The 20,893-nt window shown below is 60.0% G+C and carries 15 protein-coding genes; 5 read left to right on the top strand and 10 right to left on the bottom strand.

All coding sequences use genetic code 11. The features are described 5' to 3' along the window. A partial coding sequence (locus tag ACIOUG_RS24295; protein ID WP_401069290.1) for a glyceraldehyde-3-phosphate dehydrogenase occupies positions 1-1,086 on the bottom strand: 1,086 nt, incomplete at its 3' end. A gap of 354 nt (positions 1,087-1,440) precedes the next feature. Here ACIOUG_RS24295 and mfd point away from each other — a divergent pair. From mfd to ACIOUG_RS24280, 3 genes are read left to right on the top strand one after another with little or no spacing between them, the layout of a single operon-like run. Beyond that, entirely contained in the window at positions 1,441-4,890 is a 3,450-nt protein-coding gene (gene mfd / locus ACIOUG_RS24290) for a transcription-repair coupling factor (protein ID WP_401069288.1), read from the top strand. A gap of 10 nt (positions 4,891-4,900) precedes the next feature. Continuing rightward, positions 4,901-5,467: a CsiV family protein gene (locus tag ACIOUG_RS24285; RefSeq protein WP_401069285.1), complete on the top strand. Its 567-nt coding sequence runs from the start codon at positions 4,901-4,903 to the stop codon at positions 5,465-5,467. Between the two features lie 11 nt (positions 5,468-5,478). Continuing rightward, entirely contained in the window at positions 5,479-8,169 is a 2,691-nt protein-coding gene (locus ACIOUG_RS24280; RefSeq protein ID WP_401069282.1) for a DEAD/DEAH box helicase, read from the top strand. 148 nt (positions 8,170-8,317) lie between these two features. Here the strand turns inward: ACIOUG_RS24280 and ACIOUG_RS24275 are convergent, their stop codons facing one another. The 4 genes from ACIOUG_RS24275 to ACIOUG_RS24260 form a co-directional block, all read right to left on the bottom strand. Then, on the bottom strand, positions 8,318-11,611 hold the full coding sequence (locus ACIOUG_RS24275; protein WP_401069280.1) for an SNF2-related protein: 3,294 nt from the start codon (positions 11,609-11,611) through the stop codon (positions 8,318-8,320). A gap of 9 nt (positions 11,612-11,620) precedes the next feature. Continuing rightward, the gene (locus tag ACIOUG_RS24270) at positions 11,621-12,358 is read right to left on the bottom strand and encodes an S-methyl-5'-thioinosine phosphorylase (protein WP_401069277.1); all 738 of its coding nucleotides are present in this window, start codon (positions 12,356-12,358) and stop codon (positions 11,621-11,623) included. A gap of 12 nt (positions 12,359-12,370) precedes the next feature. Next, entirely contained in the window at positions 12,371-13,369 is a 999-nt protein-coding gene (gene nagZ / locus ACIOUG_RS24265; RefSeq protein ID WP_401069296.1) for a beta-N-acetylhexosaminidase, read from the bottom strand. Positions 13,370-13,539: 170 nt separating this feature from the next. Then, positions 13,540-14,247, bottom strand: coding sequence for a TetR/AcrR family transcriptional regulator (locus ACIOUG_RS24260; protein ID WP_007961819.1), 708 nt, complete (start codon positions 14,245-14,247; stop codon positions 13,540-13,542). A gap of 229 nt (positions 14,248-14,476) precedes the next feature. Here ACIOUG_RS24260 and lexA point away from each other — a divergent pair, with 229 nt between their 5' ends. Together lexA and sulA are read left to right on the top strand one after the other, a co-directional pair. Beyond that, entirely contained in the window at positions 14,477-15,085 is a 609-nt protein-coding gene (lexA, locus tag ACIOUG_RS24255) for a transcriptional repressor LexA (protein WP_003226590.1), read from the top strand. Between the two features lie 10 nt (positions 15,086-15,095). Beyond that, entirely contained in the window at positions 15,096-15,569 is a 474-nt protein-coding gene (sulA, locus tag ACIOUG_RS24250) for an SOS-induced cell division inhibitor SulA (RefSeq protein ID WP_401069274.1), read from the top strand. Between the two features lie 94 nt (positions 15,570-15,663). Here sulA and ACIOUG_RS24245 read toward each other — a convergent pair whose 3' ends face one another. From ACIOUG_RS24245 to fadA, 5 genes are all read right to left on the bottom strand, one after another. After that, positions 15,664-15,897, bottom strand: coding sequence for a hypothetical protein (locus tag ACIOUG_RS24245; protein ID WP_003226592.1), 234 nt, complete (start codon positions 15,895-15,897; stop codon positions 15,664-15,666). A 106-nt stretch (positions 15,898-16,003) separates the two neighbouring features. Beyond that, entirely contained in the window at positions 16,004-16,528 is a 525-nt protein-coding gene (locus tag ACIOUG_RS24240) for a DUF6586 family protein (RefSeq protein WP_401069271.1), read from the bottom strand. Between the two features lie 145 nt (positions 16,529-16,673). After that, on the bottom strand, positions 16,674-19,292 hold the full coding sequence (gene topA, locus ACIOUG_RS24235) for a type I DNA topoisomerase (RefSeq protein ID WP_401069268.1): 2,619 nt from the start codon (positions 19,290-19,292) through the stop codon (positions 16,674-16,676). A 114-nt stretch (positions 19,293-19,406) separates the two neighbouring features. Beyond that, positions 19,407-19,643 (bottom strand): DUF1653 domain-containing protein, encoded by a 237-nt coding sequence (locus ACIOUG_RS24230; RefSeq protein ID WP_401069265.1) that lies wholly within the window; start codon positions 19,641-19,643, stop codon positions 19,407-19,409. A 98-nt stretch (positions 19,644-19,741) separates the two neighbouring features. Further along, positions 19,742-20,890 (bottom strand): acetyl-CoA C-acyltransferase FadA, encoded by a 1,149-nt coding sequence (gene fadA, locus ACIOUG_RS24225; RefSeq protein WP_401069293.1) that lies wholly within the window; start codon positions 20,888-20,890, stop codon positions 19,742-19,744. Positions 20,891-20,893 lie beyond the last annotated feature (3 nt).

Here is a 20,893-nt window from a genome sequence, read left to right as displayed (position 1 = left end):
AGCAGCGGTGGCAGCACCGGACTCGGTGATGACCATGTTCAGCGCGGCGCTACGGCCACGGCGATCGCCCTTGTGGACGTTGTCGATCAGGTTCTGGTCGTTGGTGTACGAGTGAACGGTTTCGACGTGACCGTTGATGATCCCGAACTTGTCATTCACAGCCTTCAGCACCGGCACGATGGCGTTGGTGGTGCAGGAAGCGGCGGACACGATCTTGTCGTCAGCAGTGATTTCGTTGTGGTTGATACCGTGAACGATGTTCTTCAGCTTGCCTTTGCCAGGCGCAGTCAGAACAACGCGAGCGACGCCCGGGCATTGCAGGTGCTGGCCCAGACCATCGGCGTCACGCCAGACACCGGTGTTGTCCACCAGCAGCGCGTCTTTGATGCCGTACTGGGTGTAATCCACCTCGGTCGGGTTCTTCGCGTAGATCACCTGGATCAGGTTACCGTTGGCGGTGATGGTGTTGTTTTCTTCGTCGATGGTAATGGTGCCGTTGAACGAACCGTGTACCGAATCGCGGCGCAGCAGGCTGGCGCGTTTGGTCAGGTCGTTTTCGGCGCCCTTGCGCACGACGATGGCACGCAGACGCAGACCGTCGCCACCACCGGTTTTCTCGATCAGGATGCGCGCCAGCAGACGGCCGATACGACCGAAGCCGTACAGCACAACGTCAGTGCCTTTGCGGGCCGAAGCGTTTTGCTGGCCAACCACGTCAGCCATTTCTTCGCGAACGAACTGCTCGGCGCTGCGGCCATTGCCTTCGTTACGGAATTTGAACGCCAACTTGCCCAGGTCTACCGAAGCCGCGCCGAGCTTGAGCTCGCTCATGGCTTTCAGCAGAGGGAATGTTTCGTGGACGGAGAGTTCGCTATCGTCGGAGGAACGGTGGCGAGCAAAGCGGTGAGCTTTGAGAATCGCGATGACAGACTGGTTGATCAGGCTGCGGCCAAAGATCGAGCTCACCACGTAGTTATTGCGGTAGAGCTGACCGATAAGCGGAATCATCGCTTCTGCGAGTGCTTCACGGTCGATCCAATCACCAAGACACTGGTCGGGCTTCTGAGTCACGGGAACCTTCCACATGTAGGGGCAGAAAAAAGGGGCTACATTATGCCGCCGAGAACCTGTTGTAGCAATGCGCGCTTGTCGCGCAATCGGTAACAAAATTCCGTTCAAAAAAATTACGCCTCGCGCCAGCCCAGTAAAACCGGGGCTTCCAGCGCAGTCAATTTTTCGACGACTGTTAGACGATGTCTGTAACCCTCCGTAACACCAGCCGATTTCGGCACTACATAACCACTAAAAAAGTGCTCGTTTTTATGGTTACCACTACATTTTGCGCAAACCGCGAAGATTGACGCAGTCTGCAACTGACAGCCGGCACCAGACGCCGCTACAATTACCGACTTTGTCGCAAAGCCTGGAGCTCAACCTTCCGTGCCCGTTCTGCGTCTACCGCTTCTCCCTGCCGCGGCAGGTAAACAGCATTGGGGCAACCTGCCCGGTGCTGCCCTCAGCCTCGCGATTGCCGAGGCTGCCAGCGCTGCCAAGCGCTTCACCCTGCTACTGACCGCCGACAGCCAGAGTGCCGAACGGCTGGAACAGGAGCTGAGTTTCTTCGCCCCGGATTTGCCCGTACTGCATTTCCCCGACTGGGAAACCCTGCCCTACGATCTGTTCTCGCCGCACCAGGACATCATTTCCCAGCGCATCGCCAGCCTGTACAGGTTGCCGGAACTGGCGCACGGCGTGCTGGTGGTGCCGATCACTACCGCCCTGCACCGCCTGGCGCCGACCAAATTCCTGCTCGGCAGCAGTCTGGTGCTGGATGTTGGCCAGAAGCTTGATGTCGAACAGATGCGCTCGCGCCTGGAAGCCAGTGGCTATCGCTACGTCGATACGGTCTACGAGCACGGCGAGTTCACTGTTCGCGGCGCGCTGATCGACCTGTTCCCGATGGGCAGCAAACTGCCCTATCGCATCGACCTGTTCGACGACGAAATCGAAACCCTGCGCACCTTCGATCCGGAAAACCAGCGTTCCATCGACAAGGTCGAATCGGTCAAGCTGCTGCCGGCCCGTGAATTCCCACTGCAGAAAGATGCGGTCACCCGCTTCAAGGCGCGCTTTCGCGAGCGTTTCGACGTCGACTTCCGGCGCTGTCCGATCTTCCAGGACCTGAGCAGCGGCATCACCCCAGCCGGTATCGAGTACTACCTGCCGCTGTTCTTCGACGAAACCTCGACGTTGTTCGATTACCTGCCGCAGGACACCCAGGTGTTCTCGCTGCCGGGCATCGAACAGGCGGCAGAAAACTTCTGGAACGATGTGCGCAATCGCTACGAAGAGCGCCGCGTCGATCCCTCGCGTCCTTTATTGCCGCCTGCGGAATTGTTCCTGCCGGTGGAAGACTGCTTCGCCCGCCTCAAGAGCTGGCCACGGGTGGTCGCCAGTCAGCAGGACGTCGAAGCCGGTGCCGGCCGCGAACGCTTCCCGGCGCAAGCACTGCCGAACCTGGCGATCGAAGCCAAGGCTACACAGCCGCTGGCGGCACTCTCGGCATTCCTCGACGAATTCCCCGGACGCGTGCTGTTCACCGCCGAGTCCGCGGGCCGTCGTGAAGTCCTGCTGGAACTGCTCGAACGACTGAAGCTGCGGCCGAAAACCGTCGACAGCTGGCCGGACTTCGTTTCGAGCAAGGATCGCCTGGCGATCACCATTGCGCCGCTTGACGAAGGTTTGATGCTCGATGACCCGGCGCTGGCGCTGGTGGCCGAAAGTCCGCTGTTCGGTCAGCGCGTCATGCAGCGCCGTCGCCGGGAAAAACGCGCCGACGCCAATAACGATGCGGTGATCAAGAACCTCACCGAGCTGCGCGAAGGCGCGCCGGTGGTGCACATCGATCATGGTGTCGGACGTTATCTCGGCCTGACGATTCTGGAGATCGACAATCAGGCGGCGGAATTCCTCACCCTGGAATACGCGGAGAACGCCAAGCTCTACGTTCCGGTGGCCAACCTGCACCTGATCGCCCGTTACACCGGCAGCGATGATTCACTGGCGCCGCTGCACCGTCTCGGCTCCGAGACCTGGCAGAAAGCCAAGCGCAAAGCCGCCGAACAGGTGCGCGATGTTGCCGCTGAACTGCTCGATATCTATGCCCGTCGCGCCGCGCGCGAAGGCTATGCGTTCGCCGACCCGAAAGCCGATTACGCGACCTTCAGTGCCGGCTTCCCGTTCGAAGAAACTCCGGATCAGCAGGCGACCATCGAAGCCGTGCGCGAAGACATGCTCGCACCCAAACCGATGGATCGCCTGGTCTGCGGCGACGTGGGTTTCGGCAAGACCGAAGTGGCGATGCGTGCTGCGTTCATCGCCGTGCACGGCGGACGCCAGGTAGCGATTCTGGTGCCGACCACCCTGCTCGCCCAACAGCACTACAACAGCTTCCGCGACCGCTTCGCCGACTGGCCAGTGACCGTGGAAGTGATGAGCCGCTTCAAGTCGGCCAAGGAAGTCAACGCCGCGATCGCCGACCTGGCGGAAGGCAAGATCGACATCGTCATCGGCACGCACAAGCTGCTGTCCGACGATGTGAAGATTAAAAACCTCGGCTTGGTGATCATCGACGAAGAACACCGCTTCGGTGTCCGCCAGAAAGAACAGCTCAAGGCCCTGCGCAGTGAAGTCGACATTCTTACGCTGACTGCCACGCCGATTCCGCGCACGCTGAACATGGCGGTGTCGGGCATGCGCGATCTGTCGATCATCGCCACGCCGCCGGCGCGACGCCTGTCGGTGCGCACCTTCGTCATGGAGCAGAACAAGAGCACGGTCAAAGAGGCCCTGCTGCGTGAACTGCTGCGTGGCGGTCAGGTTTACTACCTGCACAACGACGTGAAGACCATCGAGAAGTGCGCAGCGGATCTCGCCGAACTGGTGCCGGAAGCACGGATCGGTATCGGCCACGGGCAGATGCGCGAACGCGAACTCGAACAAGTGATGAGCGACTTCTATCACAAGCGCTTCAACGTGCTGATCGCCTCGACCATCATCGAGACCGGCATCGACGTGCCGAGCGCCAACACCATCATCATCGAGCGCGCCGACAAGTTCGGTCTGGCGCAATTGCACCAGTTGCGCGGACGCGTCGGCCGCAGTCACCACCAGGCTTACGCCTACCTGCTGACCCCGCCGCGCCAGCAAATCACGTCCGATGCGGAAAAGCGTCTGGAAGCGATCGCCAATACCCAAGATCTCGGTGCCGGTTTTGTCCTGGCGACCAACGACCTGGAAATCCGTGGCGCCGGCGAACTGCTCGGCGATGGCCAGAGCGGGCAGATCCAGGCTGTGGGCTTCACGCTCTACATGGAAATGCTCGAGCGCGCGGTGAAGTCGATCCGCAAGGGCGAACAGCCGAACCTCGATCAACCGCTCGGCGGAGGCCCGGAGGTCAACCTGCGGGTGCCGGCGCTGATTCCGGAAGACTATCTGCCGGATGTTCACGCCCGTCTGATTCTGTACAAGCGCATCGCTTCGGCCACCGACGAGGAAGGCCTGAAGGATCTGCAAGTGGAGATGATCGACCGCTTCGGCCTGCTGCCTGAGCCGACCAAGAACCTGGTGCGCATCACCGCGCTGAAATTGCAGGCGGAGCAGTTGGGCATCAAAAAGGTCGACGGCGGACCACAGGGTGGACGCATCGAGTTCGCCGCGCAGACACCGGTCGACCCGATGACCCTGATCAAACTGATCCAGACTCAGCCAAAACGCTACAAATTCGAAGGCGCCACGATGTTCAAGTTCCAGGTGCCGATGGAACGCCCGGAAGAGCGCTTTAATACTGTAGAGGCGCTGTTCGAGCGCCTCCTCCCGAAAACTGTTTGAAGGACGCCGCATGCGCCTGTTTCGCTCACTGACTTTGCTACTTGCCTTGGTAGCCCCTTCGGTTTTTGCCGATGACCTGTATCAGGTCGAAATGATTCTGGTCCGCCAGAACGCCGTGCCAGCGATTGTCAGCCGTGCCGCCCCGGAAGACTGGGCCGCCGGCGCTCAACGCCTGGGTGATGACAGCCTGCGCACACCTGCGTTGAATGACGTTGTTACCAAGCTCACCGCCAGCGGTGATTACAGCGTGCTGATGCACAAGGCCTGGCAGCAGACCCTCGGCGAAGCGCCGACCAAAGTAGCGGTCAGCGACGGCAAGGAACAGTTCGGCCAGTTCCCGATCGAGGGCACCCTGGAAATGAAGCTCGGGCGCTTTACCGACGTGAACGCCGACTTCTGGGTCAACCAGATCGACGCCAACGGCTTGGTCACTGCCAGCGAACGCCTGAAACAGGACAGCCACACCAAAAACGGCCAGCTCAACTATCTCGATAACGGCCACTTGGCGCTGCTGATCAAGATCACCTCCCTGACGGCGCCCGCCCCTCGGCAAGCCCCTGAAGCGATTCCGGACTGATCGAAGTCCTTATGTCCCCGCCCCTGAGTAAACCGTTGGCACCCTCCTGGGTCAGCCGATTCAAGGAACAGAGCCTGGAGCGTGGCCGCCGCTACGCCCTGGAGAACCGGGTACGCATCGCCCAGGTTGGCGATGCGACCATCACCGCCAGTTGCGAAGGCTCTGGCGGTAACGTCTACCGTCAGACCATTCACCTGCGCGAGTCAGCCAAAGACACCCTGTTGCTGGTTGACGCCACCTGCACCTGCCCGGTGCGCAATAACTGCAAACACTGCGCCGCAGTACTCCTGCAAGTGCAGGAAACCCTCGAATACCCGGCCGCAGCGAAAGACGCCGAACTGCTGGAAAAACTTCAGGCTGTATTGGAGAACCGCAGCCCCAAGGCGCCGCCACAAGTGCTGGTGGACAACGTGCAACCGCTGCCGCGCCTGTGGCTGGCCAGCGTCGAGTTCAGCGCGTTTGAACCACGCAACGGCAAGATGCAGCGCTACATCCAGCATCGCGCGGCGCTGTCGTTCAGCTATCTGGATGAATACGTCAGCGGACAGAAAAACAGCGACATTCTGATTCGTCAGGAAACCCAGACCCTGCGGATAAAACGCCACCCAGAGGTGGAACAGTCCTACCGCGAACAATTAAGAATCCTCGGCTTTCGCATCGCCACGCGCCAGAGCAAAGCGCTGCCGGAAAGCGCCGGCGAGCTGTACGAGATGGTCAACGACAGCGCCTGGCTGACGTTCACCCTCAACGAACTGCCGAAGCTGCGCACCCAGGGCTGGGAATTGCAGATTGACGAGGAATTCGGTTTCGACCTGACCGCCGTCGACGACTGGTACGCCACCGTCGAACAGGCGCCGGAACGCGACTGGTTCGATCTGGAACTGGGGATCATCGTCAATGGCGAACGCCTGAGCCTGCTGCCGATCCTGCTCAACCTGATGCGCTCGCACACGGAAATCCTCAACCCGGAACGCCTGGCGCGGCGCCGTGATGACGAGCTGATTCTGGTCAATGTTCCGCAACGCAACAGTGAGCACGGACCGCTGCAGGTGGCCCTCCCCCTTGGCCGACTGAAACCGGTACTGGCGACGCTGGGCGAGTTCTACTTGCAGGAGCCGGGGGAAACCACCCTGCGCCTGAGCAAGGCCGACGCCACGCGGCTCAACTCGCTGGAAGGCATCCCCCTGCTGTGGGAGGGCGGCGAGCAGATCCGCAGCTTCGCCCAACGCCTGCGCGACATTCGCGACTACAGCGCCGAGGCGCCGAAGGGCTTGAACGCGACGCTGCGTCCTTATCAGCTTGAAGGCTTGAGCTGGATGCAGTCGCTGCGTCAGCTTGAGGTTGGCGGGATTCTGGCGGACGACATGGGTCTGGGCAAAACCCTACAGACTCTGGCGCATATTCTCAGTGAGAAAAACGCCGGGCGCCTGGATCGGCCGTGCATGGTGGTGATGCCCACCAGCCTGATCCCGAACTGGCTCGACGAAGCCGCGCACTTCACGCCGCAACTGAAAGTGGTCGCGCTGTACGGTGCCGGCCGCAAAAAGCATTTCGATCATCTGGCCGACTTCGACCTGATCCTCACCACCTACGCGCTGCTGCCCAAGGACGTCGAGCGCCTGGCACAACAGCCGCTGCACGTTCTGGTGCTCGACGAAGCCCAGTACATCAAGAACCCCAACAGCAAGGCCGCACAGGCCGCGCGCGAACTCAACGCGCGCCAGCGTCTGTGCCTGAGCGGCACACCGCTGGAAAACCACCTTGGCGAGCTGTGGTCGTTGTTCCACTTTCTACTGCCGGGCTGGCTGGGCGATGTCAAAAGCTTCAACGCCGACTACCGCGTACCGATCGAAAAACGCGCCAGCGAAGTCAGGCTGCAGCATCTGAATGGGCGGATAAAACCATTTCTGCTGCGCCGCACCAAAGAACAGGTGGCCACCGAACTGCCGCCCAAGACCGAGATCATCCACTGGGTCGATCTCAACGAAGCCCAGCGCGACGTGTACGAAACCATGCGCCTGGCGATGGACAAGAAGGTTCGTGAAGAGATCACTCGAAAGGGTGTGGCGCGTAGCCAGATCATCATTCTTGAAGCCCTGCTCAAGCTGCGGCAGGTCTGCTGCGATCTGCGCCTGGTCAACGACGCGACCCTGCCCGCCCGTGGCAGCACCTCGGGCAAGCTCGACAGCCTGATGGAAATGCTCGAGGAGTTGTTCGAGGAAGGCCGGCGGATTCTGTTGTTCTCGCAGTTCAGCTCGATGCTGTCACTGATCGAAGACGAACTGAAAAAACGCAACGTGGCCTACGCCTTGTTGACTGGCCAGACCCGCGATCGGCGCACGCCGGTGAAAGAATTCCAGAGCGGCAAGCGTCAGATTTTTCTGATCAGCCTGAAGGCCGGCGGCGTCGGCTTGAACCTGACCGAAGCGGACACGGTGATCCATTACGATCCGTGGTGGAACCCGGCGACCGAGAATCAGGCGACTGACCGTGCGTATCGAATCGGCCAGGAGAAACCGGTGTTCGTCTACAAGATGATTGCCCGGGGCACAGTGGAAGAGAAGATTCAGCACCTGCAGAAGGAAAAGTCTGACTTGGCAGCGGGCGTGCTGGATGGGCGCAAGGCTGGGGACTGGAAACTGCAGAGCGATGATATCGAGGCGCTGTTTGCGCCGTTGCCGGACAAGTTCGACAAGCGTTGAGATGTGTTTTTTCAGATAAATTGCCATCGCTGGCAAGCCAGCTCCCACGGTGCTTTGCGTTGAGCACTATTTTGTGAACAATACAAAAACTGTGGGAGCTGGCTTGCCAGCGATGGGGCCATCAGATGTCGAACTCTGACCTGGACAGTCAACCCTTGGAAAGCGGCAGCGGCGCAAACAGCGCCTCGATGTCACTCTGCTCCAGCTTGAACCCACCTGTCGTCCCCCCTTCCAGCACCGCGCCGGCCAGCGCAGCCTTCTCCTGCTGCAGCGCCTGGATTTTTTCCTCCACGGTACCTTTGGCAATCAACTTGTAAACAAACACCGGATTGTTCTGCCCGATACGATAAGCGCGATCAGTTGCCTGACTCTCTACCGCCGGGTTCCACCACGGGTCGAAGTGGATCACCGTGTCCGCAGCCGTCAGGTTCAGACCGGTACCGCCAGCCTTGAGGCTGATGAGGAACAACGGCACTTTGCCGCCCTGGAAATTCTTGACTGGTGTGCGCCGGTCGGTGGTGTCGCCAGTCAGCAACGAATAACTGATAGCGCGCTGCTGCAACTCCTGTTCGATCAGCGCCAGCATCGAGGTGAACTGGGAGAACAGCAGGATGCGCCGACCTTCGCCGAGCAACTCTTCGAGCATCTCCATCAGGCTGATCAGCTTGCCGCTGCCCGAGCGCAATGCCTTCGCCGTGAGCGGCATGTTGATCAAGCGCAGATCGCAGCAGACCTGACGCAGCTTGAGCAATGCATCAAGAATGATGATCTGACTGCGCGCCACACCACTGCGGGCAACTTCGTCGCGCACTTTTTTGTCCATCGCCACGCGCACCGTTTCATAGACGTCGCGCTGGCCGTCGCTGAGTTCAACCCAATGGATGATTTCGGTTTTCGGCGGCAGCTCAGTGGCAACCTGATCTTTCTTGCGACGCAGCAGAAACGGCTTGATGCGCGCCGTCAGGTGCTGCATGCGCTGGACATTGCCATGCTTCTCGATCGGTGTGCGGTAATCGCGGTTGAAGGATTTGCTGTCGCCCAGCCAGCCAGGCATGAGGAAATGAAACTGCGACCACAGCTCGCCGAGATGGTTTTCCAGTGGCGTCCCGCTCAGACACAAGCGCTGACGGGCCTGCAAGTCTCGTGCGGCCTGCGCCGCTTTGCTCAGCGGGTTCTTGATGTTCTGCGCTTCGTCGAGAATCAGTACGCTCCACGACTGCGGCCGCAACGTTTCAAGATCCCTGGGCAGCAAGGCGTAAGTGGTCAGCACCAAGTCGTATTCGGCGAGATTGGCGAAGTCTTTTTGCCGCCCGGCCCCATGCAGCGCCAGGACCTTCAACTGAGGCGTGAAACGCTCGGCCTCGTCGAGCCAGTTGGGAATCAGGCTGGTCGGCATCACCGCCAGTGCCGGGCAATCGAGGCGCCCGGCGTGCTTTTCCGTGAGCAGATGCGCCAGGGTCTGCAGGGTTTTGCCCAAGCCCATGTCATCGCCAAGAATGCCGCCGACCTCCAGCTCCCGCAGAGTCTGCATCCAGCCAAGGCCTTCGAGCTGATATGGGCGCAGTTGCGCATTAAGGCCGGCCGGAGCAGCAATGTGGGTGTGACTGGAATTGTGCAGCCGCTTGGCAAAAGTGCGCAGGCGTTCGCCGCCCTGCCATTCCAGTGGCACGCCATCGAGCATACTCAGGCGCGCGGCGTCTGGAGCAGTCAAGCGCAGCGCATCGCCCTGATGTCCGCCCAGGTACAGCTCGCCCAACGTCGCCATCAGCGGTTTGACCCGACTCAGCGACAACGCCACCTTGGCGCCTGCCGGGGCGCCAGAACCGCTGGGCTTGAGTTCGATCAGGAGTTTTTCGTCGTCGCTGCGTTGCGCCAGATTCACCGGGTCGAGCAAACGTGGCTGGGTGCGCAACAGATGCAGAAGGATCGGCAACAAGCTGTAGCGCTCGCCATTGACGACGATGCCCAGTTGCAGATCAAACCATTGATGCCCAGCCTCTTCTTCTACCTCCGCGTACCAGTGTTCAACCGGCTGCACATCGAAATGGAAGCCGGGACTGATTTCGATTTCCCAGTCCGCGGCGCGCAGTGTGGCAAGCCCTTCGTGCATGAATACGAGCCAGGCAGAATCATCCGGCAAGGTGAACATCTCGCCGGAACGATCCATAGCGCTCTTGCGCGTGGCTTTTTTGAAGCCGTACTTTTGCAGGCTCTGGCGCAGCTTCTTTTCCATCGCAGGCTGGCGTCGAATGCGCTGGGCTTCAGTGCCATTGAGGATCATCACTTCCGGATGACGATCCACCGCCGGATGACCGTTGTAGGTAAACACCAGAGCGGCGCGGTGCTCCAGAACGTATTCCCAGCGCGAACGCTCCCGGCCGCTGACCAAGGTCAGTTGCGGCTGCGGAAACACGTCATCGATGATTCGTTCGGTGAGTTTGTGCGGCGGCGGGATTTTGGTCATCGCGCTCATGCGATGGCTGAACTGCATCGCCTGACGCGCGGGGATGTCTGGGGCGAGGGTCAAATGGCAGGCCAGTTTTTCTTCCAGCTCACTGAACAGAGGGCCAACCTGTCGCTGCTCACGATCGAGGTAATAAAGCGGCTCCAGCGCCAGCACGGTTTCCTGCGCAGCCTGGGCACTGCTCCACTGGGCGCGGAACCCACCGTCGGCCTGCTCGGCCCAAGAGAACAGACCCATGCGTTTCGCGCCCGACGTCAGTGGCTGCAAGTTTTCGAAATCGAGGAACAGGCGCGAGGTGCGCAGGAGCATTTCCAGCAGTTCCGCGCCACTGCTGCCTTCCAGCGGATAGCCGCTGTAATAGGCGTGATGGGAATGCATGGCGACCAACAGCCTGGCGACGCGCAGATCCAGTTCGGACAGATAACCGGGCTGACGCATGAGCATGTCCGACAGCGAATACATCGGTTTTACTTCGCGTAACTCGCCGCTCTTGAGCTGATAGACCTTGAAAATATCGAGCAACCACTTACCGTTCGCGGACGTGGGTTTGAGTTTGTAAAACAGGCGCGTGCCCGCGGTTTGCGCCCCTTCGTCGACGGGCTTGGCCGGGACGGGGACTGTCGAAAGCCAATGCTCGAGCGCCCGACCCAAGGGGATCTGTGCGTCACTTTCGGACGTATCGTCGTCAATGCCCTGCAGGTGATAGAGCACCGCCGCGCAGTGCTTGCAATCAATCACGACGGGGCAGGTGCACAAGCAACGCAAATTAACCGATCCCAGGCGATCTTCGGACAGGTAGATGCTTTGTTCATATGCCTGACTTTCCGAACCGACGTAGAACGCCTCGATCTTCCTGTCATCGATCTCGATGATCTCTACCCGATCATCGGCAGCATAAGCACGGGCCTTGGCCAACGCCTTGCTACTGAATGCGTCAGTCCATGTCAGCCCTTTAAGCCGCTCGATGAAACTGCTCATGGACAGCCCTTAGCTGGCCAACACCCGCGCCAACGTCGATTTCACCTTGCCCATCCCGTCATGCAGCGCCTGCTCGATTTCTGCCATGGTAATCACCGCCGTGGTCTTGCCTGCTGCCGGGTTAACCACCAGCGACAGGCAGGCGTAATCCAGATCCAGCTCACGCGCCAGCGCCGCTTCCGGCATGCCGGTCATGCCCACGATATCGCAGCCATCGCGTTCCAGACGCACGATCTCCGCCACGGTTTCAAGGCGCGGGCCCTGGGTGCAGGCGTACACGCCTTGATCGCTGTATTCGCAGCCTTCGGCAGCCAGCGCGACGATCAATTGCTGACGCAGCGGCTCACTGTAAGGGAAGCTGAAATCGATGTGGGTGACGTGCTCCAGATCATCGGCGAAAAACGTGTGTTCGCGGCCACTGGTGTAGTCGACGATCTGATGCGGCACGCAGAAATGCCCGGTGCCCATGGCCGGATGAATCCCGCCCACCGCGTTGACCGCGATGATCGCCTCGGCGCCGGCCTGCTTCAACGCCCACAGGTTGGCGCGGTAGTTGACCTTGTGCGGCGGGAAGCGATGTGGATGGCCGTGACGGGCGAGGAACAGCACTTCTTTGCCAGCGTATTCGCCGATTTGCACCTCAGCCGAAGGCGCACCGTAAGGCGTATCGACCGCCAACGCCTGACGAATGCTCAAGCCTTCGAGCTGGGTCAGGCCGGTACCACCGATGATTGCGTAAACCGTCATAACGAAAATTCCTTAATCAATCAGTTGAGCGTCTTTGAGCGCGCCGATGGCGGTGAGCCAGCGCGGATCCTGGCGGTAGTCGGTACTGGCAAACGCCTGCCCGCGCATCCGCGCAATGCGCGCGGACGGCCTGACCTTCATCCTTTGCGCAGCACTCAGGGCCAGTTCGGCCGCAGCGCGGTCGTTGCACACCAGGCCCATGTCGCAACCGGCGCTGAGCGCTGCTTCAATGCGACTGGCGGCGTCGCCGACCACATGGGCGCCGGCCATCGACAGGTCGTCGCTGAAGATCACGCCATCGAACTGCAACTCGCCGCGCAGGATGTCCTGCAACCAGCGACGGGAAAACCCGGCCGGCTGCGAATCGACTTGCGGATAGATGACGTGCGCCGGCATCACCGCAGCGAGTTGCTTGCTGAGTCTGGCGAACGGTACGAGGTCGTTGGCGCGGATCTCGTCGAGGCTGCGTTCGTCATTCGGGATTGCGACGTGGGAGTCGGCTTCGGCCCAACCGTGACCGGGGAAGTGCTTGCCGGTAGCGGCCATGCCCGCGCTGTTCATGCCGCGGATAAAGGCGCCGGCAAGCAACGCGGCGCGCTCGGGATCCCCTTCGAACGAACGCGTGCCAACCACGGCGCTGCGCTGGTAATCCAGATCCAGCACCGGGGCGAAACTCAGGTCGAGTCCGACCGCCAGCACTTCGGTGGCCATGATCCAGCCACATTGTTCGGCGAGGTATTCGGCGTTCGGGTTGTCGGCAATGGCGCGCATCGCCGGCAGGCGCACGAAGCCCTGACGCAGACGCTGAACGCGACCGCCCTCCTGATCGACCGCCAGCAGCAGATCCGGGCGAATGGCGCGGATGGCAGCGCTCAACTCACGCACCTGGCGCGGATGCTCGATGTTGCGGGCAAAAATGATCAGGCCGCCCACTTCGGGCTGACGCAACAATTGGCGATCTTCGGCCGTCAGCCAGGTACCGGCGACGTCCACCATCAACGAGCCTTGCAGGCCAGCAGTCATAGAGATTCCTTGAAAACGAAAAACCCGATCCGCACGACATCGCCACTGAGGGCGCTGCCCGGCAGGTTGGCGATGTTGATCGGGAACGGGTTCAGAACGAGAGTCGGCATGGGCGGCTAGCTTAGCGGATGTAAACTGCCGCGCCCACCCGTGTGCGGTTAAACCTTGGCGGCCACCGGGGTCGATTTGCTGCGCGGACGAAGTTGCGCAGTCGCCATGGCCGGGTCGGTGACGCCGGTTTCGGCACGCATGCCGGCAGCGAGGAACGGCACCATCAGACGCATCACCTGTTCGATCGAGGTGTTGACGCCGAAATCGGTCTCGGCGATTGCCCGCAAAGCCTTGATCCCGGACATGCTGAACGCCGCAGCGCCGAGCATGAAGTGCACGCGCCAGAACAGCTCGATTGGCGGAATGCGCGGAGCCGCTTCATTGACCAGCAGCATGTAGCGGCGGAACACCTTGCCGTACATGTCTTCCAGATAACGCCGCAGGTGACCCTGGCTCTGGCTGAACGCCAGACCGAGCAAACGCATGAAGATCGACAGGTCGTTACCGCTGCGTGGCTGCACCACGAGCGCCTGCTCGACGAGGATTTCCAGCAGCTCTTCAAGGGTCGGCTTGTTTTCAGGCTTGGCCTGGCGACGCTCCAGTTCTTTATCGAGGCTGATGCAGAACGGCCCGAGGAAGCGCGAGAAAACCGCCTGGATCAACGCTTTCTTGGAGCCGAAATGATAGTTCACCGCCGCCAGGTTTACTCCAGCCTTGCTGGTGATCAAACGCAATGAGGTTTCGGCGAAACCTTTCTCCGCGAACAACTGCTCGGCAGCATCAAGAATGCGTTCAACGGTTTCCGACTGGGCCATGGCTACTCCGCCTGACAAACACTTGTTTGAAACATACGTTTCAGCCTGTGCCTTGTCAAGCCTGCCAGTTCGTTTTGGGAATGGTCGGTCAGCTATTTAACCACACTGGACCGCTCCTTTAATAAGCACGGCTGCCGACCGTCCGGCGGCCTGCAAAAAAACGGGCATTGCCAAGACCGCTTCACTGTATATAATCCCAGTCACTGTATAAAAAGACAGAGCGATCAATATGCTAAAGCTGACGCCACGCCAAGCCGAGATTCTGGCCTTTATCAAACGCTGCCTCGAAGACAACGGCTACCCGCCAACCCGTGCGGAAATCGCTCAGGAACTGGGTTTCAAATCGCCCAACGCGGCGGAAGAACACCTCAAGGCCCTGGCTCGCAAAGGTGCCATCGAGATGACTCCGGGCGCCTCCCGCGGCATTCGTATCCCCGGTTTCGAAGCCAAGGCTGATGACTCTACCCTGCCAATCATTGGCCGAGTCGCCGCCGGTGCACCGATTCTCGCCCAGCAACACATCGAAGAGTCCTGCAACATCAATCCTGCCTTCTTCCACCCGCGCGCCGACTACCTGCTGCGCGTACACGGCATGAGCATGAAGGACATCGGCATTTTCGACGGTGATCTGCTGGCGGTTCATACAACCCGCGAAGCACGTAATGGCCAGGTCGTCGTGGCACGCATTGGCGATGAAGTGACCGTCAAGCGCTTCAAGCGCGAAGGCAGCAAAGTCTGGCTGATTGCCGAAAACCCCGAGTTTGCCCCTATCGAAGTCGACCTGAAAGATCAGGAACTGGTGATCGAAGGCTTGAGTGTCGGCGTAATCCGCCGCTAAAGGAGGCTTTATGCAGTTCCCACACACACCTCAGCAAACACAACTGCCGTTATTCGAAGTGTTTCTGGCACAACCGATGGCGCCGATCCTGAAAGATGTGGTCGAGCGCCCATGGATTGCCGAACCGGAAGTATTCAGCGAGCTGTCACTGCGCGGTGCGACCGGGAACTGCCTGAACCTGCTCGCCCCGATCCTGCGCGAACTGAGCGAGGATCAGGATGCGCGCTGGCTGACGCTGATTGCTCCTCCTGCCAGCCTGACCCAGACCTGGCTGCGAGAAGCAGGCCTGAACCGTGAACGCATTCTGTTGCTGCAACCCCGTGGTACGCAAAGTGCTCAGCAACTGGCTTGCGAAGCACTGCGCCTGGGTCGTAGCCACACGGTGGTAACCTGGCTCAACCCGCTGAACACCGGTGCACGGCAACAGCTGATCAGCGCAGCCCGCACGGGCGACGCTCAGAGCCTGAACATTCGGTTGGGTTGATTCACTTGTAACGCGCGCTGTGTGAAGCGCATGGCTTCTCCAGGGACAGAGAAGCCGATCTGACGCGGTAACGGCAAACGCCGACAGGCGGGGCTCAGTGAAGAACCCGCGGCCCTTCTTCCTTATCAAATTCGCCTTCGACCATACGACCGGCCATCTGAACGCCGACGCTCAACATCGCCTTGGCGATTTCCACGTGCTGGCCTTGCAGGAACGCCTTGGCATCCTCGGAGAAATCCAGCGTCACCAGAGAACCCTCGTCCTCAGCCCTGCGCAGTTCGATTCGGCCGTCTGGTAACTCGACAATTTCTAGAAAGGACGTTGGCATATAGGTCTGTTCTCCACGAAAGGCAGGGATTATATAGACATCATTCGGGATTCGCTCGGGATCTTGACCAGCAGCATGTTTCAGATTGCCACCGTGTCAATTGTCCTCAGCATTCGTTCAAGCCTTCGCGAAAGCGGATGGCCAGGCCCTTGAGATTCTGCCGCCAGCTCTCCAGCTCTTCCCGACTCAACTCCTGCGGCACCTCTTCTTCATCCAGATTAATGGCCTGAATCAACGGCTGTGTCACATCGCCCTTGGGCTTGTGCGGCACCCGTGGCGGTTGAAACAACGAAGAGTGCGCCGCCAACAGTTTCGCCAGCCAGGTTTCAGGATTGCCCGCCAACTCGATCATCTCGGCCAGCTCAGGGATCGCAATCGATTCCAGGACTTCGCGAGTCAGCAACGCTTCCGCTCGCGACGTATTGGCCTGAGGCAGACGGTAGAAACCGGCGATCTCATGGCACAGCCCCAGAAGCGCGCCATAGAGGTGAAACAACGCCGATTCACGCCCAGCTTGAATCAGCGCCAACGAATTCATCGCCCGCCCCTCTTCGGCGCGAGCCAGAGCTTCCAGTGACAGGCCGGCGAAATAGATCTTCTGATTGGTGCGGGTATAGAGTTCGTGCGCCATGCCGGCAGTCTCCACAGCGAAATAATTGCGTCACACAGACCCGACAGTGTCGTGGATCAACGGATCCGACCGCAAGCACAAAACAAAAAGGCCGCATGAAAACCCGAGGGTGATCATGCGGCCTTTTGTGTATCAGGCTAACGGCTTACTCAGCCTTGGCTTTCGTGCGCTTGTCTTCAACAGTCCACTTGCCACCGTCGTAGTACGCCTTCCAGCCGGTAGGCTTGCCGTCGACTTCGGTCTGCACGTATTGCTCCTTGGTCTTGCGGCTGTAGCGGATGACCGCTGGCAGACCATCAGGATCCTTCTGCGGTGCTTCACAGAGGAAGTGGTACTTCGGATCGATCTCGTCCTTGTGCGGCAGAATCTCGATCACCAGCGGAGCACGGGTCTCGCGGTTTTTCGGGAACTGGCTGGCCGCCAGGAACAGACCGGAAGCACCGTCGCGCAGGATGTAGGTGTCGTTGACCTTTTCGCATTTCAGCTCAGGCATCTTCACCGGATCCATCTTCGGCGGCGCCGCGTCACCGCTCTTGAGCAGCTTGCGGGTGTTCTTGCAGGTCGGGTTGGTGCAACCGAAGAACTTGCCGAAACGACCAGTCTTGAGTTGCATCTCGCTGCCGCACTTGTCGCATTCCAGGCTCGGACCTTCGTAGCCCTTGATGCGGTAGTTGCCCTCTTCGATTTCGTAGCCGGCGCAATCCGGGTTGTTACCGCAGATGTGCAGCTTGCGCTTCTCGTCGAGCAGGTAAGCGTCCATCGCCGTGCTGCAGATCGGGCAGCGATGCTTGCCGCGCAACACCAACGACTCCGACTCACCCTCGTCGTCCGCCGCAATCTCGTCGCCCGGCACCAGGTTGACGGTGGCCTTGCAGCGCTCTTTTGGTGGCAGGCTGTAACCCGAGCAACCGAGGAACACGCCAGTCGATGCGGTACGAATCTGCATCGGACGACCGCACGTGGTGCACGGAATATCAGTCATGACCGGCTGGTTGGCACGCATGCCGTTGTCCGGGTTTTCGGCCACTTCGAGCTTCTTCTTGAAGTCGCCGTAGAACTCGTCCAGCACGTTTTTCCAATCGCGCTCGCCCTGAGCCACGTCATCGAGGTTCTCTTCCATGCCGGCGGTGAAGCCGTAGTCCATGAGATTCGAGAAGCTCTCCGACAGACGCTCGGTGACGATGTCGCCCATCTTTTCCGAATAGAAACGACGGTTGTGCAGGGTCACGTAGCCGCGATCCTGAATGGTCGAAATGATCGCCGCGTAGGTCGAAGGACGACCGATGCCGCGTTTTTCCATTTCTTTCACCAGGCTGGCTTCCGAGTAACGGGCCGGCGGCTTGGTGAAGTGCTGCGACGGATCGAGCTTGATCAGCTTCATCACGTCGCCCTGCGCCATGTCTGGCAGAACGTCGTCATCGCCCGGCTTGGCGATCTGCGGCATGACGCGGGTATAACCGTCGAACTTGAGGATACGGCCCTTGGCGCGCAGCTCGAAATCGCCAGCAGCAACACTGACGGTGGTCGACAGGTATTGCGCCGGGAGCATCTGGCAAGCGAGGAACTGACGCCAGATCAGCTCGTAGAGGCGCTCTGCATCACGCTCCATGCCCGCCAGCTTGCTCGGCGTGGTGTTGGCGTCAGACGGACGAATCGCTTCGTGAGCCTCTTGTGCGCCTTCCTTGCTGCTGTAGACGTTCGGCGTTTCCGGCAGGTACTTCTTGCCGAACTCGTCTTCGATGTAAGTGCGCGCCATCGCCACGGCATCGGCCGAAAGGTTGGTCGAGTCGGTACGCATATAAGTGATGTAGCCGGCTTCGTACAAACGCTGGGCCATCATCATGGTTTTCTTCACGCCGAAGCCCAGGCGGTTACTCGCGGCCTGCTGCAGGGTGGACGTGATGAACGGCGCCGAAGGCTTGCTGCTGGTCGGCTTGTCTTCGCGCTTGACGATGCTGTAGCTGGAAGACTTGAGTTTCTCCAGCGCGGCCGTGGCCTGGGCTTCGTTGAGCGGCTTGAAGGCTTCGCCCTTCTCGCGAGCCACTTCGAAACGCACGGTCGAACCCTTGGCGGTGCCGAGGTCGGCATGCACTTCCCAGTACTCTTCCGGGTTGAACGCACGAATCTCGCGTTCACGCTCGACCACCAGTTTTACCGCAACCGATTGCACGCGACCGGCCGACAGACCACGGGCGATCTTGGCCCACAGCAGCGGCGAGACCATGTAACCCACAACGCGGTCGAGGAACCGACGCGCCTGTTGGGCATTTACACGATCAATGTCCAGCTCGCCCGGCTCGGAGAAGGCTTCCTGAATCGCCTTCTTGGTGATTTCGTTGAACACCACGCGTTTGTAGCGGCTGTCGTCACCACCGATGGCTTCGCGCAGGTGCCAGGCAATGGCTTCCCCCTCGCGATCCAAGTCGGTTGCGAGATAGATGGTGTCAGCATCCTTGGCGAGCCGGCGCAGCTCTTCGATGACCTTCTCTTTGCCCGGGAGGATCTCGTACTTGGCTTTCCAGCCATGATCGGGATCGACCCCCATACGCGAGACCAGCTGCTTGCGCGCTTTCTCTTTCGGCGTGAGCACCGGCCCTTCGCCCGCGGCAGCCTTGCCGCGCTTGGCGGCCGGCTCTTTGCTGGCGCTAGCCGAACCGCTGGTGGGCAGGTCTCGGATATGGCCGATACTCGACTTCACCACGTATTGGTTGCCCAGATACTTGTTGATGGTCTTGGATTCCACAATGACCAGCGATTTGCCCATGGATCAGAAAATTCCTGAATTCTAGAAGTGAAAGGCGGTTGGCGCCTGACGCGGCACCGCTATATATAGTTGATACAAGGTGAGGTCAAGCACAGGGTTCTGCGCGCACTCGCCTCATGCCTTGGAAAAAAGGCTCGGTTCGGCTTGCACCAAAGCAAAGCGTGGCACTTGCTCGCCGTCAACCTCGACCGACTCGACGAACATGCTCAAAGGACGCACCCAAAAGCCGTAATCGCCATACAGGGCTTGGTAAAACACCACTTCTTCTTCGGTCTCGGAATGCCGCGCAATACTGAATACGCGGTACTGCGGACCTTTGTAATGTTGGTAGAGCCCAGGTTGTATCGGCATGCTTCGGCCCTCACTCAAATTTTTTCAAAATAAATACAAAATAAATCCACAAAAACAAAAACCGGGGCACTTGGCCCCGGCTTCCATCGACGAGACGCTTAAACGCGTTCGAAGACGGTGGAGATGCCTTGGCCGAGACCAATGCACATGGTGGCCACCCCGAAGGTGCCGCCATTCTGCTTCATCACGTTCAGCAAGGTGCCGGAAATTCGGGCACCGGAGCAACCGAACGGGTGACCCAGGGCGATCGCGCCGCCGTGCAGGTTAACCTTCTCGTTCATCTTGTCGAGTACTTTCAGATCTTTCAGCACTGGCAGGGCCTGTGCAGCGAAAGCTTCGTTGAGCTCGAAGAAGTCGATATCGTTGATGCCAAGACCCGCACGCTTCAGGGCTTTTTGTGTAGCCGGCACTGGACCATAGCCCATGATCGCCGGATCCACACCCGCCACTGCCATCGAACGGATCACGGCCATCGGCTGGATCCCCAGGTCCTGTGCACGCTGCGCCGACATCACGATCATGCACGAAGCACCATCGGTGATCTGCGACGAAGTACCGGCAGTCACGGTGCCGCCCTTTGGATTGAAGGCAGGCTTGAGGGCCGCCAGACTTTCCAGGGTGGTTTCCGGACGAATGGTTTCGTCGTAGTCATACAGCTTCAGGAAGCCGTTTTCGTCGTAGCCCTGCATCGGGATGATTTCGTCTTTGAACTTGCCTTCCACAGTCGCTTTGTGGGCGAGCTGGTGGGAGCGCACGCCAAAGGCATCCTGCTGCTCACGGGTGATGCCGTGCATCTTGCCGAGCATTTCTGCGGTCAGACCCATCATGCCCGAGGCTTTCGCCGCGTACAGCGACATGTGCGGGTTCGGATCGACACCGTGCATCATGCTCACGTGGCCCATATGCTCGACGCCGCCAACCACGAACACGTCACCGTTGCCGGTCATGATCGCTTGCGCCGCCGTGTGCAGAGCACTCATCGACGAGCCGCACAGACGGCTGACGGTCTGGCCGGCCGAAGTGTGCGGGATCTGGGTCATCAACGACGCCATGCGCGCGATGTTCCAGCCCTGCTCCAGGGTCTGGTTCACACAGCCCCAGATCACGTCCTCGACTTCAGCAGGATCGACCTTGCTGTTGCGTTCCAGCAATTTGCTGATCAGGTGCGCCGACATGTCTTCAGCGCGGGTGTTGCGGTGCATGCCGCCCTTGGAGCGGCCCCTCGGAGTACGACCGAAGTCGACAATCCC

It is taken from the genome of Pseudomonas sp. NPDC087803, assembly GCF_044742995.1.
Classification (GTDB): Bacteria; Pseudomonadota; Gammaproteobacteria; order Pseudomonadales; family Pseudomonadaceae; genus Aquipseudomonas.
This window is presented reverse-complemented; position numbering and strand designations above follow the sequence as displayed.